The 14,828-nt window shown below is 63.5% G+C and carries 16 protein-coding genes; 8 read left to right on the forward strand and 8 right to left on the reverse strand.

Annotation, left to right across the window (positions count from 1 at the left end; all coding sequences use genetic code 11):
- Nucleotides 1–6 precede the first annotated feature (6 nt).
- Both NKH67_RS23770 and NKH67_RS23775 read right to left on the reverse strand, forming a co-directional pair.
- Nucleotides 7–915, reverse strand: a complete 909-nt coding sequence (locus NKH67_RS23770) for a ribokinase (RefSeq protein WP_352502653.1) — start codon at nucleotides 913–915, stop codon at nucleotides 7–9.
- 116 nt (nucleotides 916–1,031) lie between these two features.
- A complete protein-coding gene (locus NKH67_RS23775; RefSeq protein WP_352453988.1) occupies nucleotides 1,032–1,925 on the reverse strand; it encodes a methylated-DNA--[protein]-cysteine S-methyltransferase in 894 nt (297 codons plus the stop codon).
- Nucleotides 1,926–2,040: 115 nt separating this feature from the next.
- Between NKH67_RS23775 and NKH67_RS23780 the strand changes: the two genes are divergently transcribed.
- Entirely contained in the window at nucleotides 2,041–2,856 is an 816-nt protein-coding gene (locus tag NKH67_RS23780) for a class I SAM-dependent methyltransferase (RefSeq protein ID WP_352502654.1), read from the forward strand.
- A 9-nt stretch (nucleotides 2,857–2,865) separates the two neighbouring features.
- Here NKH67_RS23780 and NKH67_RS23785 read toward each other — a convergent pair whose 3' ends face one another.
- Nucleotides 2,866–3,360, reverse strand: coding sequence for a DUF2244 domain-containing protein (locus NKH67_RS23785; RefSeq protein WP_023675281.1), 495 nt, complete (start codon nucleotides 3,358–3,360; stop codon nucleotides 2,866–2,868).
- Nucleotides 3,361–3,382: 22 nt separating this feature from the next.
- Here NKH67_RS23785 and nth point away from each other — a divergent pair, with 22 nt between their 5' ends.
- Nucleotides 3,383–4,210, forward strand: coding sequence for an endonuclease III (gene nth / locus NKH67_RS23790; protein WP_352502655.1), 828 nt, complete (start codon nucleotides 3,383–3,385; stop codon nucleotides 4,208–4,210).
- A 28-nt stretch (nucleotides 4,211–4,238) separates the two neighbouring features.
- Here nth and NKH67_RS23795 read toward each other — a convergent pair whose 3' ends face one another.
- From NKH67_RS23795 to NKH67_RS23810, 4 genes are all read right to left on the reverse strand, one after another.
- Nucleotides 4,239–5,750 (reverse strand): tripartite tricarboxylate transporter permease, encoded by a 1,512-nt coding sequence (locus tag NKH67_RS23795; protein ID WP_352502656.1) that lies wholly within the window; start codon nucleotides 5,748–5,750, stop codon nucleotides 4,239–4,241.
- A 9-nt stretch (nucleotides 5,751–5,759) separates the two neighbouring features.
- Nucleotides 5,760–6,227, reverse strand: coding sequence for a tripartite tricarboxylate transporter TctB family protein (locus NKH67_RS23800; protein WP_352502657.1), 468 nt, complete (start codon nucleotides 6,225–6,227; stop codon nucleotides 5,760–5,762).
- A gap of 79 nt (nucleotides 6,228–6,306) precedes the next feature.
- A complete protein-coding gene (locus NKH67_RS23805; protein WP_352502658.1) occupies nucleotides 6,307–7,284 on the reverse strand; it encodes a tripartite tricarboxylate transporter substrate-binding protein in 978 nt (325 codons plus the stop codon).
- A 185-nt stretch (nucleotides 7,285–7,469) separates the two neighbouring features.
- A complete protein-coding gene (locus tag NKH67_RS23810; protein WP_352469445.1) occupies nucleotides 7,470–7,925 on the reverse strand; it encodes a DUF2214 family protein in 456 nt (151 codons plus the stop codon).
- Between the two features lie 218 nt (nucleotides 7,926–8,143).
- On the opposite strand from NKH67_RS23810, the gene NKH67_RS23815 reads away from it, so the two are divergent.
- From NKH67_RS23815 to NKH67_RS23840, 6 genes are all read left to right on the forward strand, one after another.
- Nucleotides 8,144–8,683 (forward strand): GNAT family N-acetyltransferase, encoded by a 540-nt coding sequence (locus NKH67_RS23815; protein ID WP_352469446.1) that lies wholly within the window; start codon nucleotides 8,144–8,146, stop codon nucleotides 8,681–8,683.
- Nucleotides 8,684–8,890: 207 nt separating this feature from the next.
- Nucleotides 8,891–9,868: a Bug family tripartite tricarboxylate transporter substrate binding protein gene (locus tag NKH67_RS23820; protein WP_352453995.1), complete on the forward strand. Its 978-nt coding sequence runs from the start codon at nucleotides 8,891–8,893 to the stop codon at nucleotides 9,866–9,868.
- A gap of 154 nt (nucleotides 9,869–10,022) precedes the next feature.
- Nucleotides 10,023–10,556, forward strand: coding sequence for a tripartite tricarboxylate transporter TctB family protein (locus NKH67_RS23825; protein WP_352502673.1), 534 nt, complete (start codon nucleotides 10,023–10,025; stop codon nucleotides 10,554–10,556).
- A 4-nt stretch (nucleotides 10,557–10,560) separates the two neighbouring features.
- Complete coding sequence (locus NKH67_RS23830) at nucleotides 10,561–12,084, forward strand: tripartite tricarboxylate transporter permease (protein ID WP_352565610.1); 1,524 nt, start codon at nucleotides 10,561–10,563, stop codon at nucleotides 12,082–12,084.
- A gap of 15 nt (nucleotides 12,085–12,099) precedes the next feature.
- Complete coding sequence (locus tag NKH67_RS23835) at nucleotides 12,100–13,284, forward strand: CaiB/BaiF CoA transferase family protein (protein WP_352502660.1); 1,185 nt, start codon at nucleotides 12,100–12,102, stop codon at nucleotides 13,282–13,284.
- A 19-nt stretch (nucleotides 13,285–13,303) separates the two neighbouring features.
- Entirely contained in the window at nucleotides 13,304–14,155 is an 852-nt protein-coding gene (locus tag NKH67_RS23840; protein WP_352469450.1) for a citryl-CoA lyase, read from the forward strand.
- A 79-nt stretch (nucleotides 14,156–14,234) separates the two neighbouring features.
- Here the strand turns inward: NKH67_RS23840 and NKH67_RS23845 are convergent, their stop codons facing one another.
- Nucleotides 14,235–14,744 (reverse strand): NUDIX hydrolase, encoded by a 510-nt coding sequence (locus NKH67_RS23845; protein ID WP_352502661.1) that lies wholly within the window; start codon nucleotides 14,742–14,744, stop codon nucleotides 14,235–14,237.
- Between the last annotated feature and the right edge of the window lie 84 nt (nucleotides 14,745–14,828).

Here is a 14,828-nt window from a genome sequence, read left to right on the forward strand (position 1 = left end):
CCCGCTTTAGCCTGCAGATTTCTGCAGGGCGGCATCGACGTCCCTGGCCAGCGGGATGGCCGGCTGTGCACCGGCTTTCAGGCAGGCCAGCGAACCGGCTGCGGCAGCGCGGGCTAGCGCCTGGTCGAGCGGCAGGCCGGCTGCCAGCCCGGCTGCAAAATAGCCGCAGAACGTGTCGCCGGCACCGACCGTGTCGAGCGGGGTGATCTTCAGCGCCGGAACCATCAGGAGATCGTCCGGCGTTGCCGCCAGAACGCCGTCCGAGCCAAGCGTGACGACGATGGTGCGGCCGGTTCTCGCGGCATAGTCGCGCATCCGTGCCGGGCGGTCGCGGCCATTCAACGACAGCGCCTCGCCATAGAGGTCGAACTCGGTTTCGTTGGCGACGAGATAGTCGGCCTTGCCGAGGAAGCCGGCCGCGTCGCCATGGAAAGGTGCGGTGTTGAGCACGGTGATCGCGGCGGCCGTGCTTGCCGCGTCGAGTGCTGCCTCGACGGTCTGCAGCGGGATCTCCAGTTGCAGCAGCACGACGTCGCCGTTTTTTACGAAAGCCTTGGAAAGGTCACCCGGCACGACCGAATCATTGGCGCCCGGCACAACGGCGATCACGTTCTCGCCGTCGGCGCCGACCATGATCAACGCGGTACCGGTCGAGGCAAAGGTCTCGCCGACGCCGGACAGGTCGATCTTGCCGTCGCGCAGCAGCGCCAGAGCGTCGCTGGCGAAGCTGTCCTTGCCGACCGCGCCGACCATGCGCACCTTGGCGCCGGCGCGGGCGGCGGCCAGCGCCTGGTTGGCGCCCTTGCCGCCGGGGGCAGTAGCGAAACCGGAGCCGCGCACGGTCTCGCCGGGACCGGGCAAGCGGTCGACACTGGCGATGAGATCGAGATTGATGGAGCCGATGACGACGATCAAGTAGTGCCTCCCGCTAGCGCATACCACTCTAATTGCGCGGGAAGCTACTCCGTAAGATCGCTGCTTGTCACCCTAGCGGTCCTTGCATCGCTCCAATCGTTCCATTCGTTGGCTATTCAAGAAGAGACCTGTCCCGCCTCCCAGCCGAGGATGGCGCGTTTGCGGGTCAGACCCCAATGGTAGCCGGTGAGTGCGCCGGACTTGCCGAGAGCCCGGTGGCACGGCACGACGAAGGACATCGGATTGGCACCGACCGCGGCACCGACAGCCCGGCTGGCACTCGGTGCGCCGATGCGCGCGGCGATCGAGGAATAGGTGCAGGCCTGGCCCATCGGAATGCGCAGCAAGGCCTCCCAGACACGGACCTGGAAGTCTGTGCCGATCATGACAACGCGCAGCGGCTGGTCGGCGCGCCACAGCGACGGATCGAAGATGCGCGCGGCATAGGGTGCCGTCGCCGCCATGTCCTCGACATAGGTCGCATTCGGCCAGCGGCTGGACATGTCGGCAAAGGCCGCACGCTCGCCGCCGGGGTCGTTGAAGGCGAGGCCGGCAAGGCCGCGGTCCGTCACCATGATCAGCGCGATGCCGAAAGGCGAGATATGATAGCCGTAGCGGATGGTGAGCCCTGCGCCGCGGGTCTTGTAATCGCCCGGCGACATCGCTTCGTGGGTGACGAACAGATCGTGCAGCCGGCCTGGGCCGGACATGCCGAGTTCGAACGAGGTTTCAAGCAGCGGCATGCCGGCATCGAGCAGCTTGCGCGCATGATCGAGGGTGACGGCCTGCAGAAAAGCCTTGGGCGACAGGCCGGCCCAGCGGGTGAACAGCTTCTGCAGCCCGGTCGGCGTCTCGCCGACCTCCTCGGCCAGCACTTCCAACGAAGGCTGGTCGCGATAGTCGAGGCTGATCTTTTCGATGGCACGACGGACGATTTCGTAGTCTCCACCTTCAGGCGTGATGTCTTTCTGAAGGATTGCTGTCGTTTTGAGAGGCATTTGGGCGTTCATGGCAGTATCTCCTTGAGTGCGAATATCGTCCTTCGCGGCGCCGATCACCACCCGAAACTTGCTTTCCCGCGGCATGTACCCAGATAGAGCTGGGCTTTGAATGGGGAGGACGGTCGTGGCTGGTGAAAAAGTAAACCTGACCGGGGCAAAGGAGACTTTGCTTTTGACACTTTACGGCAAGGCGCTGGAGAGCCGGCTGCCCAATTCGCTGCTCAGGGACTACTTTGCCGACGAGGCGGTGCGCAACATCGACTATGATTTCTCACGGCTCAAGGTCGACAACAATCTCGGCGTCGGTCTAGCAATCAGGGCAAAGACGCTGGACGTCTGCGTTCAGGACTTTCTCGCCCGAAATCCTGACGCCATCGTACTGCATCTCGGGTGTGGGCTCGATACGCGCGTATTCCGTATCGATCCGCCAGCCGGCGTGGACTGGTTCGACGTCGACTATCCCGAAGTCATCGACCTCAGGCGCAAGCTCTATCCCGTGCGGGATCACTACCACCTGATCGCTTCGTCGGTCACCGAACCGGGATGGCTGAACGAAGTACCTCGGGATCGCCCGGCCATAGTCGTGGCGGAAGGCCTGACTCCCTACCTGGGCGCCGAAGAGGGGCAGCAACTGTTTTCTCGTTTGGTGGGACATCTTTCGAGCGGCGAACTGGTTTTCGATGCCTATAGTCGCCTGGGCCTGAAGATCATTCGCCTCAATTTCTCCTTCCGCGCCACCGGTGCCGAGGTCCATTGGAGCATCGAGAACCCGCATGAGTTGGAGCGAGCCGTTCCGAAGCTGCGGTTCGTCGAGGACATCCCTGCCTATAAGCCGGAACATGCCGCTCGCATGCGCTGGTTCGCGAAACTGTTTGTTCGCCTTTGGAAATACATTCCAGCATTGCGCAAGATCGGCAGGCTGTTGCGCTATCGGTTCTGAAACGCTGGCTCAGCGCGCCTTGGCGGCTGCCAGAGCGCGCGAAAATGCGGTGGCAAAACTCTCGCGGTCGGCGGGGTTGAGAAAGCCGCCGATCGAGACGGTTTTTCCTTGCGCCTCGACCGCCATTCTGGTGATGCCGATCTCGGCGTGGCGGGCGATCGAAAAGCGCGCCCAGAACGGATTGAAGCGGTGTGCTTCCGATTTGCCTGACGGGGCAGTCTTGCGGATGTCGAGGCTGGTGCGCGACACCGATACCTCCTCGCGAGCCCGGGCGGCACGATAATTGGCGCGGAAGGCGATGTAGACGGCGATCACGTCGAGGCCGAAGAAGCCGAACACCGGCCAGGCGCCGCGCGACAGAAAAAAAGCTCCGGTCACCAGCCAGCCGAACAGCAGGGCGCCCATCAGTATGGCAAAGCCGGTCTTGCCCAGCGACCGGTGCGGTGTCAGCAGCGCCTGGAAAAATGGCTCGTCGGCCTGAAATGAGGCGTTTGTGTCGCTCATTGGGGAATATTATAGGAAGGCAATGACAAGCCCCAAGCCCAAAAACTCTTCTGCGCTAAAAAAAGACCTGTTGCCCGGCCGCCGCGACGGCTCGAACGCCAAGCGGCGTCCGCGGCCCGCAAGATCGCGGGCGCTTTACAGCGCGGCCGAGGTGCATGAGATTTTCCGGCGCTTTTCCGTTCAGCGGCCGGAACCGAGGGGCGAGCTCGAACATATCAACGCCTTCACGCTGTTGGTGGCGGTGGTGCTTTCGGCTCAGGCGACGGACGCCGGCGTCAACAAGGCGACGCGGACGCTGTTCAAAATTGCCGACACGCCGCAAAAGATGCTGGCGCTGGGCGAGGCCAAGCTCGGCGACCATATCCGCACCATCGGGCTATGGCGCAACAAGGCCAAGAACGTCATCGCGCTGTCGGAGGCGCTGATCCGCGACCATGGCGGCGAGGTGCCTGAGGATCGCGATCAACTGGTCGAGCTGCCGGGTGTCGGCCGCAAGACCGCCAACGTCGTGCTCAATGTGGCATTCGGCCAGCATACGATGGCGGTCGACACGCACATCTTCCGCATCGGTAACAGGCTCGGCCTGGCGCCGGGCAAGACGCCGGAACAGGTCGAGCAAGGTTTCCTGAAGATCATTCCGGATGAATATATGCGGCACGCGCATCATTGGCTGATCCTGCACGGCCGCTATGTCTGCAAGGCGCGCAAGCCGGATTGCCCGGCCTGCGTCATCGCCGATATCTGCAAGGCCAAGGAAAAGACGACCAGCGTGCCTGCACCGCTGGTGGAGATCGCGCCGCTCGGGCCAGGAGAAGCGGCTACTGAGTCAGTGCCCGGCAAGCGACTGTGAAGTTCCTCGCATGTGGCGCCGTCCACGTTCAGGAACTCTCTTCGACAAACACCTCCTCGCGCTTCTTCTTGACCGCGGGGAGAAACACGATGACGAGCACGGCAAGCGCGATGAGGAGCAGGCTGGCGCTGATCGGCCGCGTCACGAAGGTGCTCGGATCGCCGCGCGAGAGGATCATGGCGCGGCGCAGGTTTTCCTCGAGCAGCGGGCCGAGCACGAAGCCGAGCAGCAGCGGCGCAGGTTCGCAGCGCAGCTTGGTCAGGAGGTAGCCAAGCAAGCCGAAGAAGGCGACGGCATAGAGGTCGTAGACGTTGGTGTTGACGCTGTAAACGCCGATCGAGCAGAACGCCATGATGATCGGGAAGAGCACGTAGTAGGGGATGGTAAGAAGTTTCACCCAAAGCCCGATCAGCGGCAGGTTCAAGATGATCAGCATCAGATTGCCGATCCACATCGAGGTGATGATACCCCAAAACAGCGCAGGCTGTTCGATGGCGACATTGGGGCCGGGCACGATGCCCTGGATGATCATAGCGCCGATCATCAGCGCCATTACCGGGTTGGCCGGAATGCCGAGCGTCAGCATCGGGATGAAGGAGGTTTGGGCGCCGGCATTGTTGGCCGATTCCGGTCCGGCGACGCCTTCGATGGCGCCCTTGCCGAATTCCCCGGGATTTTTCGAGACACGTTTTTCGACGGTGTAGGAGGCAAAGGCGGCAAGGATCGCGCCGCCTCCCGGCAGGATGCCGAGCGCCGAACCGATGATCGTTCCGCGCACGATGGGAGCCGCCATGCGCCGAAAATCTTCGCGGGTCGGCATAAGGCCGGAGATCTTTCGGATCAGCACGGAACGCTCATGCTCGTTTTCGAGGTTGCGCAGTATCTCGGCGACGCCGAAGACACCGACCGCCACTGCGACGAAATTCAGCCCGTCGGCATATTCGCGGATGCCGAGCGTGAAACGGGGTGTACCGGTGTAGATATCGGTGCCGACAAGGCCGAGCAGCAGGCCGAGCACGACCATGGCCAGCGCCTTGACGATCGAGCCGTGGGCGAGCGCGACGGACGAGACCAGACCGACAATCATCAGCGAAAAATACTCGGCAGCACCGAATTTCAACGCTATCGCCGTCAGCGGCGGGGCAAAGATGGCGACGAGGAAGGTCGACACCGTGCCGGCAAAGAACGAGCCTATCGCCGCGGTCGCCAGTGCCGCCCCGGCGCGGCCTTTCCTGGCCATCTGGTAGCCGTCGATGGCGGTGACGGCCGACGAGGATTCGCCGGGCATGTTGATGAGAATAGCGGTAGTCGAGCCGCCATACTGCGCGCCGTAATAGATGCCGGCGAGCATGATCAGGGAGGAAACCGGATCGCCGATCTGGAAGGTGATCGGCAACAGCATGGCAATGGTTGCGGTGGCGCCGATACCGGGCAGGACACCAATCAGCGTGCCGAGAAGGACACCGATCAGGCAGAAACCGAGGTTTGCCAAAGATGTGGCCGTCGAAAAGCCGAGTGCGAGATTGTTGAGGAGTTCCATTTCATCTCCTCACAACGACAGTGGCAACCACCGGCCGAAACGCCGGAACGGCAGGCCGAGTGCGTAGCTGAAGATGGCGAACGCGAACAGCGTCAGGCCGGCCGACAGCACGAGCGCGGTCAGCGGCTTCATGCGGCCGCTGGCAAACGATGCGATCAGCGCCGCCAGGAAGATCGATGGGATGAAGCCGAGGCCGCGCACCGTCAGGCCGAAGAAGATCGGAGCAGGCAGGATGAACAGCATGCCGCGCCACGCAATGTAACCGATCGGCTCACTCTCGAAGCGCACTGCCTCGACTAGGATGACGGCGCCGAGCAGAATGAGCACGATCGCCAGAACCAGGGGGAAATAGCCCGGCCCCATGCGAAAGGCGGTGCCGATTTCGAGGCCCAGCGACTGCAGCGCGAAAAAGACGCCAATAAAGATCAACAGCGCGGCGCATATGCCGTTGGCTCTGTCGATTGCGAAAGGTTTCATGACGTCCTCCCGGCCCGCCTCACGGGCGTGCCGATGCCGGTGTAAAAACGGGGCGCCGGCGGCGCCCCGTTAAAAACCTTTAGTCGGCGTACTGGCCGGCCGCTTCGATGATCGGCTTCCAGCGCGCAATCTCACTTTCCAGCTTGGCCTTGAGCGCGGCCGGCGTGGCATCGGCCTCGGGCGACGGCTTGGTGCCGAGTTCGGCAAATCGGGCGACGACGTTCTGGTCCTTCAGCGCCACCTGCAGAGATTTCGACAGGCGTTCGGTGATCTCGGCCGGCGTGCCCTTGGGTGCATAGATGCCGTGCCAGATGCCGACCTGCACCTGGGGAAGACCGGCCTCTATCGTCGTCGGCACGTCCGGCAGCACGTCTAGCCGTTGCGGCGAGGTTACGGCATAAGCCTTGATCGTGCCGCCCTGGATCTGCTTGGTGGTATTGGTCGTCTGGTCGCACATGATGTCGACCTGGCCGCCGAGAAGATCGGTCATGGCCGGGCCGGTGCCCTTATATGGTCCGGTGACCAGCGGCGTGCCGATGGCGCTCATAAACAGCATGCCGCACAGATGCGAGGCGGCACCGATCCCGGCATTGGCAACGGTGATGCTGTCCTTGTTAGCCTTGGCGTAGTCGACCAGCCCCTTCAGATCGGTCGGCTCGAGGTCCTTGCGGCCGACGATGGTCATCGGCACCTCGGTGACGAGGCCGACATATTCGAATGCGTTCAGCGTGTCGTAGGCGAGCTTTCTGTAGAGCGTAGCACTTGTCGCCATGCCGATGTGATGGAGGAGCAGCGTGTAGCCGTCAGGCTCGGCATTTGCGACGCGGCCCGCGCCCAGTGTGCCGCCGGCGCCGCCGACATTCTCGACGATGACCTGCTGGCCGAGGTCCTTCGACATGGCTTCCGCGACAAGACGCGTGACGGTGTCAGTCGGGCCGCCGGCCGAAAACGGCACGACAATGCTGATCGTGCGTTCGGGGTAGGTCTGCGCGCCAGCGGCCGGTGGGTAAAGCATGGCGGCCGCAACGGCAGCCAGCGCGGCGACGAATTTTCTCATCGTGATTCCTCCCAGGATACGAATTACCAACCGCTGCGCGGAGTTCCTCTCAAAACCGAATGTAGATGGAGCAATAACTAGCGCAACCCGACAAATGACAATCAGCCTCGAACGGCAAACTGCACGTTTGTCCGCGCAAATGAGTGGAAAGGTTGGGCCGCGCGATGCCCTTCCTCCGACCTATCTTAATAACCGTAGCCGCGCGCCATCGCCGCCGCGAACACCGGGATCAAGAGGAAGATGAAGGCCTCGGTGCGGACATAGCTGCGAACGGACGCTAGCTCCGCCGCAGGCACCTGGAAGCCGGGACTGGCGCTCGCCTGCCTATTCCAGGACAGGAATCGGACGGTCGGGATAATCGACAACAGGCCGACAATTGCGAAGGCGGCCATCTTTGCCCAGAACATCCAGTTGTAGACGTAGAATTCCCAGCCCTTGAGACCATAGATGACGCGGCCGATGCCTGCGACGATGATCAGCATGGCGATGATGCCGTAGTGGCGATCGATGCCGACAAGCCGCTTCAGCGTCGCGGCGGACAAGTCGCTGCGGATCAGGACGAACTCGGCGCCGATGATGCCTGCCAGCGAAAACACCAGCAGATGATGGAAGATGGCAAGCACAAGGTCGGTCGTGTCCATGCTGTTTTCCCTCTGTCGGACGGCAGCGCCGAAACCCAACGCGCCTGAACCAGTACTGGAGAAAAACTAACACCGCCTGGCAGGATTCACATCAGCCTGGAAGATGATCTACACAGCCTTGGCTCTTGTTTTTCGCAACGGATTTGGATTTCCCGTCTCGGGCGTGTCGCTGTCCCCACTTTTGGAAGACCTGCACGGGCAACAACCGAGACATGACCATGGCCAGTCCGCATACAATTGTCGCCCCAGTAATTGAGACCTCGCGCACGGTCCTGCGGCCGCACCGGCTTGACGATTTCGACGCCTATGTCGCGATGTGGGCCGATCCCGCCGTCACCCGCTTTATCGGCGGCAAGCCGCGCACGCGGGAGGAAAGCTGGATGCGCTTCCTGCGCCACGCCGGCCTGTGGTCGCTTCTGGGCTACGGCTTCTGGGCGATCGAGGAAAAAGCGACTGGCCGCTTCATCGGCGAGGCCGGCTTTCATGATCTGAAACGCGACATGACGCCGTCGATCGAGGGCATTCCGGAGGCCGGCTGGGCTCTGGTTTTGGGCGCGCATGGCCACGGGTTGGCCAGCGAAGTCGTCGCACGGGTGCTTGCCTGGGGCGACGAGACGTTCGGCGCCGCGAAGACCGTCTGCATCATCGATCCGGAAAACACCGGATCGCTGAACGTCGCGGCAAAATGTGGTTATGGCGAAGTGCTGCGAACCGTCTACCAAGGCAAGCCGACCATCCTGCTGGAGCGGCAACCCTGACGGATGTTGTTTGGCACTGCCTGCCACGTCGTCTTCGGGCGTCCGGTTCGCCAGCCTGAAAATCGCGCAGGCCGATTGTGCCGCATGCGGCGTGTTCTGTCTTTGACAGGAAGACGCAAACTCTGCATGAATTTTATCGAGCGGGTCTGAAGGCAGGCCACGTTTCTGGCAGGCACCGGAGGAGGTGTCGCGATTTGGAGGAATCCCATGCTGAACAGACGCCGATTCTTGATGAGCACCGCGGCAGCGGGTGCTGCCGGACTCGCGGCATCGCATTTTATCCCCGCCTTCGCGCAGGACGCGCCGCAGCTGCAGATTTTCGTGCCAGCGGCGCCGGGCGGCGGCTGGGACCAGACGGCGCGCGCCATGGACCAGGTGCTGCGCAGCGAAAAACTGATCTCCGGCTCGCAGATCACCAATGTCGGCGGCGCCGGCGGTACTGTCGGCCTGCCGCAATTCGTCAACCAGTGGAAGGGCAAGGGCAACGCGCTGATGGTGGCTGGCATGGTCATGGTCGGCGCGATCATCGCCAACAAGGCGGCTAACAACCTTACCGAGGTCACGCCAATCGCCCGCCTTACTGGCGAGTTCGAGGCGCTTGTGGTGCCGGCCGCCTCGCCATTCAAGACTGCGGCCGACTTTGTTGCCGCCCTCAAAGCCGACCCGACGCAGGTTCCGGTCGCCGGCGGTTCGGCTGGCGGCTCGGACCACATCTTGTTCGGCCTCATCGCCAAGACCGTCGGTGTTCCGGCCACCAATCTCTCCTATGTGCCGTTTGCCGGCGGCGGCGAGGCGCTGTCGGCGCTGCTCGGCAACCAGGTCGCGGCCGGCATCTCCGGCTATGGCGAGTTCGCCGAACAGGTCAAGGCGGGTGCGCTGCGGCTGCTGGCCATCTCCGCGGATAAACGCCAGGAGGGAATTGATGCGCCGACGATGAAGGAAGCCGGCATCGATGTCGAGCTGTTCAACTGGCGCGGCGTCTTCGCACCGCCCGGCGTCTCGGACGCCGACAAGGCAGCAATGATCAAGCTGATCGAGACCATGGCCAAGAGCGACGCCTGGGCCACCGAATGCAAGAACCGTAACTGGACGCAGATCCTGCTCACCGGTGACGATTATGCGAAATTCGTCGCCGAAGACACGGCCCGCATCGGGACGATCCTCAAGGACCTCGGCCTGGCGTGATGCTCTCGGCAAGGGGCGGCCTGCGCCAACCCTTGCCGACTTTCGCCAGCCGCATGGACATACGCGGCGCCGGAGGTGAAACTAGGCCGAGATCGGCCGAGTGAGACCAGTCCAGGGAGAACCGGCCCTCGGGGCTGGCATTGGGAGGACGATGATGAGCACCAGCGACCAGCAGGCGCCGCCGCGCCTTGCAGTGCCCGAACTGCTGATCGGCGTTGGGCTCCTCGCCTGTGCGGGTGCGGTTGCCTGGCAGACGCTGGCAATCCCGGTCTCGCCGCTCTATTCCAAGGTCGGTCCGACCGTCTTTCCCTACATCACCATGACCGGGATGATGATCCTGTCGCTGCTGCTCATCATTGCCGCCTTGCGGGGCGGATGGCAGCCGGAGGACGAAAAGGAGACGCCGACCGACTGGAAGGCGATGGGCATCGTCGCCCTCGGACTGATCGCCAATCTGGTGCTGATCCAGCCGCTCGGCTTTACCGCTGCATCTGTCATCATGTTCGTTCTCATCTGCCACGGTTTCGGCAGCCGGCGTCCGCTGCGTGACGTGCTGCTCGGGCTGATCCTGGCGCTGGCCGCCTATTTCGGCTTTGCCAGGGCGCTTGGCGTCAATATCGGTGCCGGCTTCATCGAAAACCAGCTGAATGCGATCGTCGATTCGGTCGTCGCCATGCTGAGGGGCTGACGCCATGGAAACGCTCGGCCATCTCGCGCACGGATTTTCGGTCGCCTTCTCGCCGATCAATCTCATATGGTGCCTGGTCGGCACCACGCTGGGGACTGCGATCGGCGTGCTGCCCGGCCTCGGGCCGGCTCTGACCATCGCGCTGCTGTTGCCGATCACCTACCAGGTGGCGCCGGAGGCGTCGTTCATCCTGTTTGCCGGCATCTACTACGGCGCCATGTATGGCGGCTCGACGACATCGATCCTGCTCAACACGCCTGGCGAAAGCGCCACCATCGTCACCGCGCTGGAAGGCAACCGGATGGCCCGCTCCGGCCGCGGCGGTGCGGCCCTGGCAACCTCGGCGATCGGCTCCTTCGTCGCCGGCACGCTGGGCACCATCGGCGTTGCCTTCCTGGCGCCGATCGTCGTCAAATTCGCGCTGGCCTTCGGCCCGGCCGAATATTTCTCGCTGATGGTGCTGGCCTTCATCACGGTTTCGGCAGTGCTCGGCTCGTCGTCGGTGCGCGGCCTGACCAGCCTGTTCGTCGGCTTCGTTGTCGGCATGATAGGCGTCGACCTGCAGACGGGGCAGCCGCGCTTCACCTTCGGCATGAGCGAATTGTTGGACGGCGTCGACGTCATCGTCGTCGCCGTTGGCCTGTTCGCCGTTGGCGAGACGCTTTACATGGCCTCACGCCGCTATGCCGGCAAGGACGACATCGTGCCGTTGAAAGGGTCGCTCTACATGACCGCGGCTGAATGGTCGCGCTCGTGGAGGCCATGGCTGCGCGGCTCCCTGATCGGCTTCCCGATCGGCGCCATGCCGGCCGGCGGCGCCGAAATCCCGACCTTCCTCTCCTATGCTATCGAGAAGAAACTCTCCAGACACAAGGAGGAGTTCGGCACGGTCGGCGCCATTGAGGGCGTTGCCGGGCCGGAAGCGGCCAACAATGCATCCGCGGCCGGCGTGCTGGTGCCGATGCTGACGCTCGGCCTGCCGACCTCGGCGACGGCCGCGATCATGCTGTCGGCGTTCCAGAGCTACGGTATCAATCCGGGGCCGCTGCTGCTGACGACGCAGGCCGACCTGGTGTGGGGGCTGATCGCCAGCCTGTTCATCGCCAATGTCATCCTCGTCGTCCTCAACCTGCCGCTGATCGGGCTCTGGGTGCGATTGCTGAAGATCCCGGCGCCGCAGCTCTATGCCGGCATCCTGGTGTTCGCCACGGTCGGCACCTACGGCATCTCGCAATCGCCGATCGACCTCGTCATCCTCTATCTGCTCGGTGCCGCCGGCTTCCTGATGAGGCGTTTCGATTTCCCGACCGCGCCGGTCATCATCGGCATGATTCTCGGGCCGCTTGCCGAAACGCAGTTCCGCCGCGCGATGACCATCTCCAACGGCGATTGGACGGTGTTCTACAAGCATCCGCTGTCGCTGACGCTGCTGACGCTGGCCTTCATCGGGCTGGTTGGACCGCATATCTGGGCCTACATCGAGCACAGGCGCATGCGTGGACCGGAGCACGTGCCGGGCGATGCCTGAGCTGTTCGTGACGTCATGACAGACCTGCTTTCCGGCATCCGCGTCCTTGACCTGACCAATGTGCTGGCCGGCCCCTATTGCGCCTACCAGCTGGCGTTGCTCGGGGCCGACGTCATCAAGGTCGAGACGCCGCAAGGTGGTGATCTGGCGCGCCAGCTCGGCGCCTCGCCGGAGCTCAACCGGGCGGGCATGGGCGCTTCGTTCCTGGCGCAGAATGCCGGCAAACGCTCGGTGGCGCTCGATCTCAAGCAGGAGGCCGACCGCGAACGCTTCCTCGATCTGGTCGCTTCGGCCGACGCGCTGGTCGAGAATTTCCGCCCCGGCGTAATGGACCGGCTGGGGCTTGGCCATGCCAGGCTGAAGGAGGTCCGGCCAAGCCTTGTCTACTGTGCGATATCGGGCTTCGGCCAGACCGGGCCGATGCGCGACAATCCAGCCTACGACCAGATTATCCAGGGTCTTTCCGGCATCATGAGCATCACCGGTACACCGGAAACGGCGCCACTGCGTGTCGGCTATCCCGTCGCCGATACGCTTGGCGGGCTGGTCGGAGCCTTCGCCATTACCGCCGCACTGGTCAAGCAGAAGACGACTGGCGAGGGCGCGTTCCTCGACGTGTCGATGCTCGAATGCACGCTTTCTGCGCTCGGCTGGCCGGTGTCGAACTATCTGACGGCGGACGTCGAGCCGCAGCCGATGGGCAATGAAAACATGACGGCCGCACCGTCTGGCGCGTTTCGCACCGGCGACGGCTTGCTCAACATCGCCGCCAACAAGCAAGAGCAGTTCGTCACACTGTGCCGGTTGATCGGTCGGCCGGAGTTGGCGTCGGATGTCCGCTTTGCCGAGCGCGAAACGCGCAAGCAGAACCGCATTGCATTGAAAGCGCTGATCGAGGATGCCTTGGCGAGCGGCTCGGCCGCCGCCTGGGAGGAGACGTTCAATCGCGCCGGCGTGCCGGCAGGCCGGGTGCTGACAATCCCGCAGGTACTGCAAGAGAGACAAGTGATCGAGCGCGGCATGACGGTACGCTTCCAGGCCGTGTCCGGGATAGCTAGGCCGCTGACCGTGGTGCGCGGCGGCTTCATGGTCGATGGCGAGGCACCTTTGCCGAGCAGGCCGCCGCCGGGGCTGGGCGAGCATATGGACGAAGTTTTTGCCAACCTGCCGCCACGCGCCAAGAAAAGAGCGAAGGCCTGAGCGGCACGGAAAAGAAGCCATGAGCGACACGGAAAACAAGGCTGGCCGCGCGCGCGGCGAGGAATGGTGGCAGACCGGCATCATCGAGATGCGCCCCGGCGTCATCCGGCTGCGCGGCTATGAAATCCAGGATCTGATCGGTCGCGTCAGCTTTCCGGCAATGATCTGGCTCATGCTGCGCGGCGAACTGCCGAGCGAGGAGCAGGCGGCGCTGCTCGGCATCGCGCTGGGTGCTGCCGTCGACCATGGGCCGCAGGCGCCGTCGATCGCCATCGCCCGCATGGCGATCACGTGCGGCGTCGGCATCAACAGCGCCATGGCATCTGCCATCAACGTGCTTGGCGATGTGCATGGCGGCGCCGGCGAACAGGCGCTTTCCTTCTACGGCGACATCGCCGCTGAAGTGGACGCCGGCGTGCCCCTCACGGGCGCCGTGTCGCTGCGGGTTGATCATTTCCTTGCTGGGGAGGACGGTTATGTGCCCGGGCTCGGCCATCGCTTCCACCCGGTCGACCCGCGGGCGCCCCGCCTCATCGAGCTGACCCGTGACTTTGCCGCGCGCGGCGTCGTCAGCGGGCGCTTCGCCGATATCGCCGAGATGGTCGAGGCCGAGGTTTCGCGGCGCAAGGGCAAAAAAATCCCGCTCAATATCGACGGCGCCACGGCCGTCATCTACGGCGAGCTCGGCTTCCCGCCGCCGCTGACGCGGGGCCTTTTCGTGCTGTCGCGCTCCGTCGGCATCCTCGCACATGCATGGGAACAGTCGCAGGAGAGCGAACGCAACAAAGGGCCACTGCCGCGCGAATGGCTGTGGGCCTATACCGGCACGCCGGCGCGGCCTCTGCCCGAGGAAGACGATGGCAGTCAGTGAGGCATCGGTTCAAGAGACGGGGGCGGCGGGCGCTGGAAACCAATTCCATCCCGACACAGTCGGGGCATGCCTCCATCTTCTATTGAGCGGGATCTTTTCCGAACGCCGGACTCTGCTTTTTGGGATTATGCTCCAGTTCGGCAATCCTGATGTTCCTCACCAGCGTCGAAAGATCCGGCTCGTCGATCAGCAACGCCGCGTCGGTCGGCGTCAGCCATGCCCGCTGCCGTCTCTTGGCTTCTTGCCACTTGGCAAGTTCCTCGGTTACCTCAAGCAAATAGACGACGACATCGACGCGAACGAAGCGGTTCGCCAGCCGCTTCCAGTAGTGGTAGGTGCCGGCAGGCTGTTTCAGTGTCTTGCCGAGAACACCGGCTTCTTCCTGTGCTTCGATGGTGGCTGCCTTGCGGCCGCTCTTGCCCTTCATCGGCCAGCCCTTCGGTACGATGAAGCGCCTCGTCGTTCGCGATGTGACCAGCATCACCTCGACATCGCCATGCTCGTTCACCCGAAAGGGAATCGCCGCGACCTGGCGAACCCCGTCGCCCTTCCTTGCCTTGCGTACAACCTTCTTCTTGCTGGCTGCCATTCGATAATCCAGTCGAATCGGTGCCCAGACGGCAAGGGCAGCGTTGGAAACCCGCCCGTTTTCAATGGGGCGCAGGCGGAGCGG

Source organism: Mesorhizobium sp. M0968 (assembly GCF_040319065.1).
In the GTDB taxonomy this organism is placed as follows: Bacteria; Pseudomonadota; Alphaproteobacteria; order Rhizobiales; family Rhizobiaceae; genus Mesorhizobium.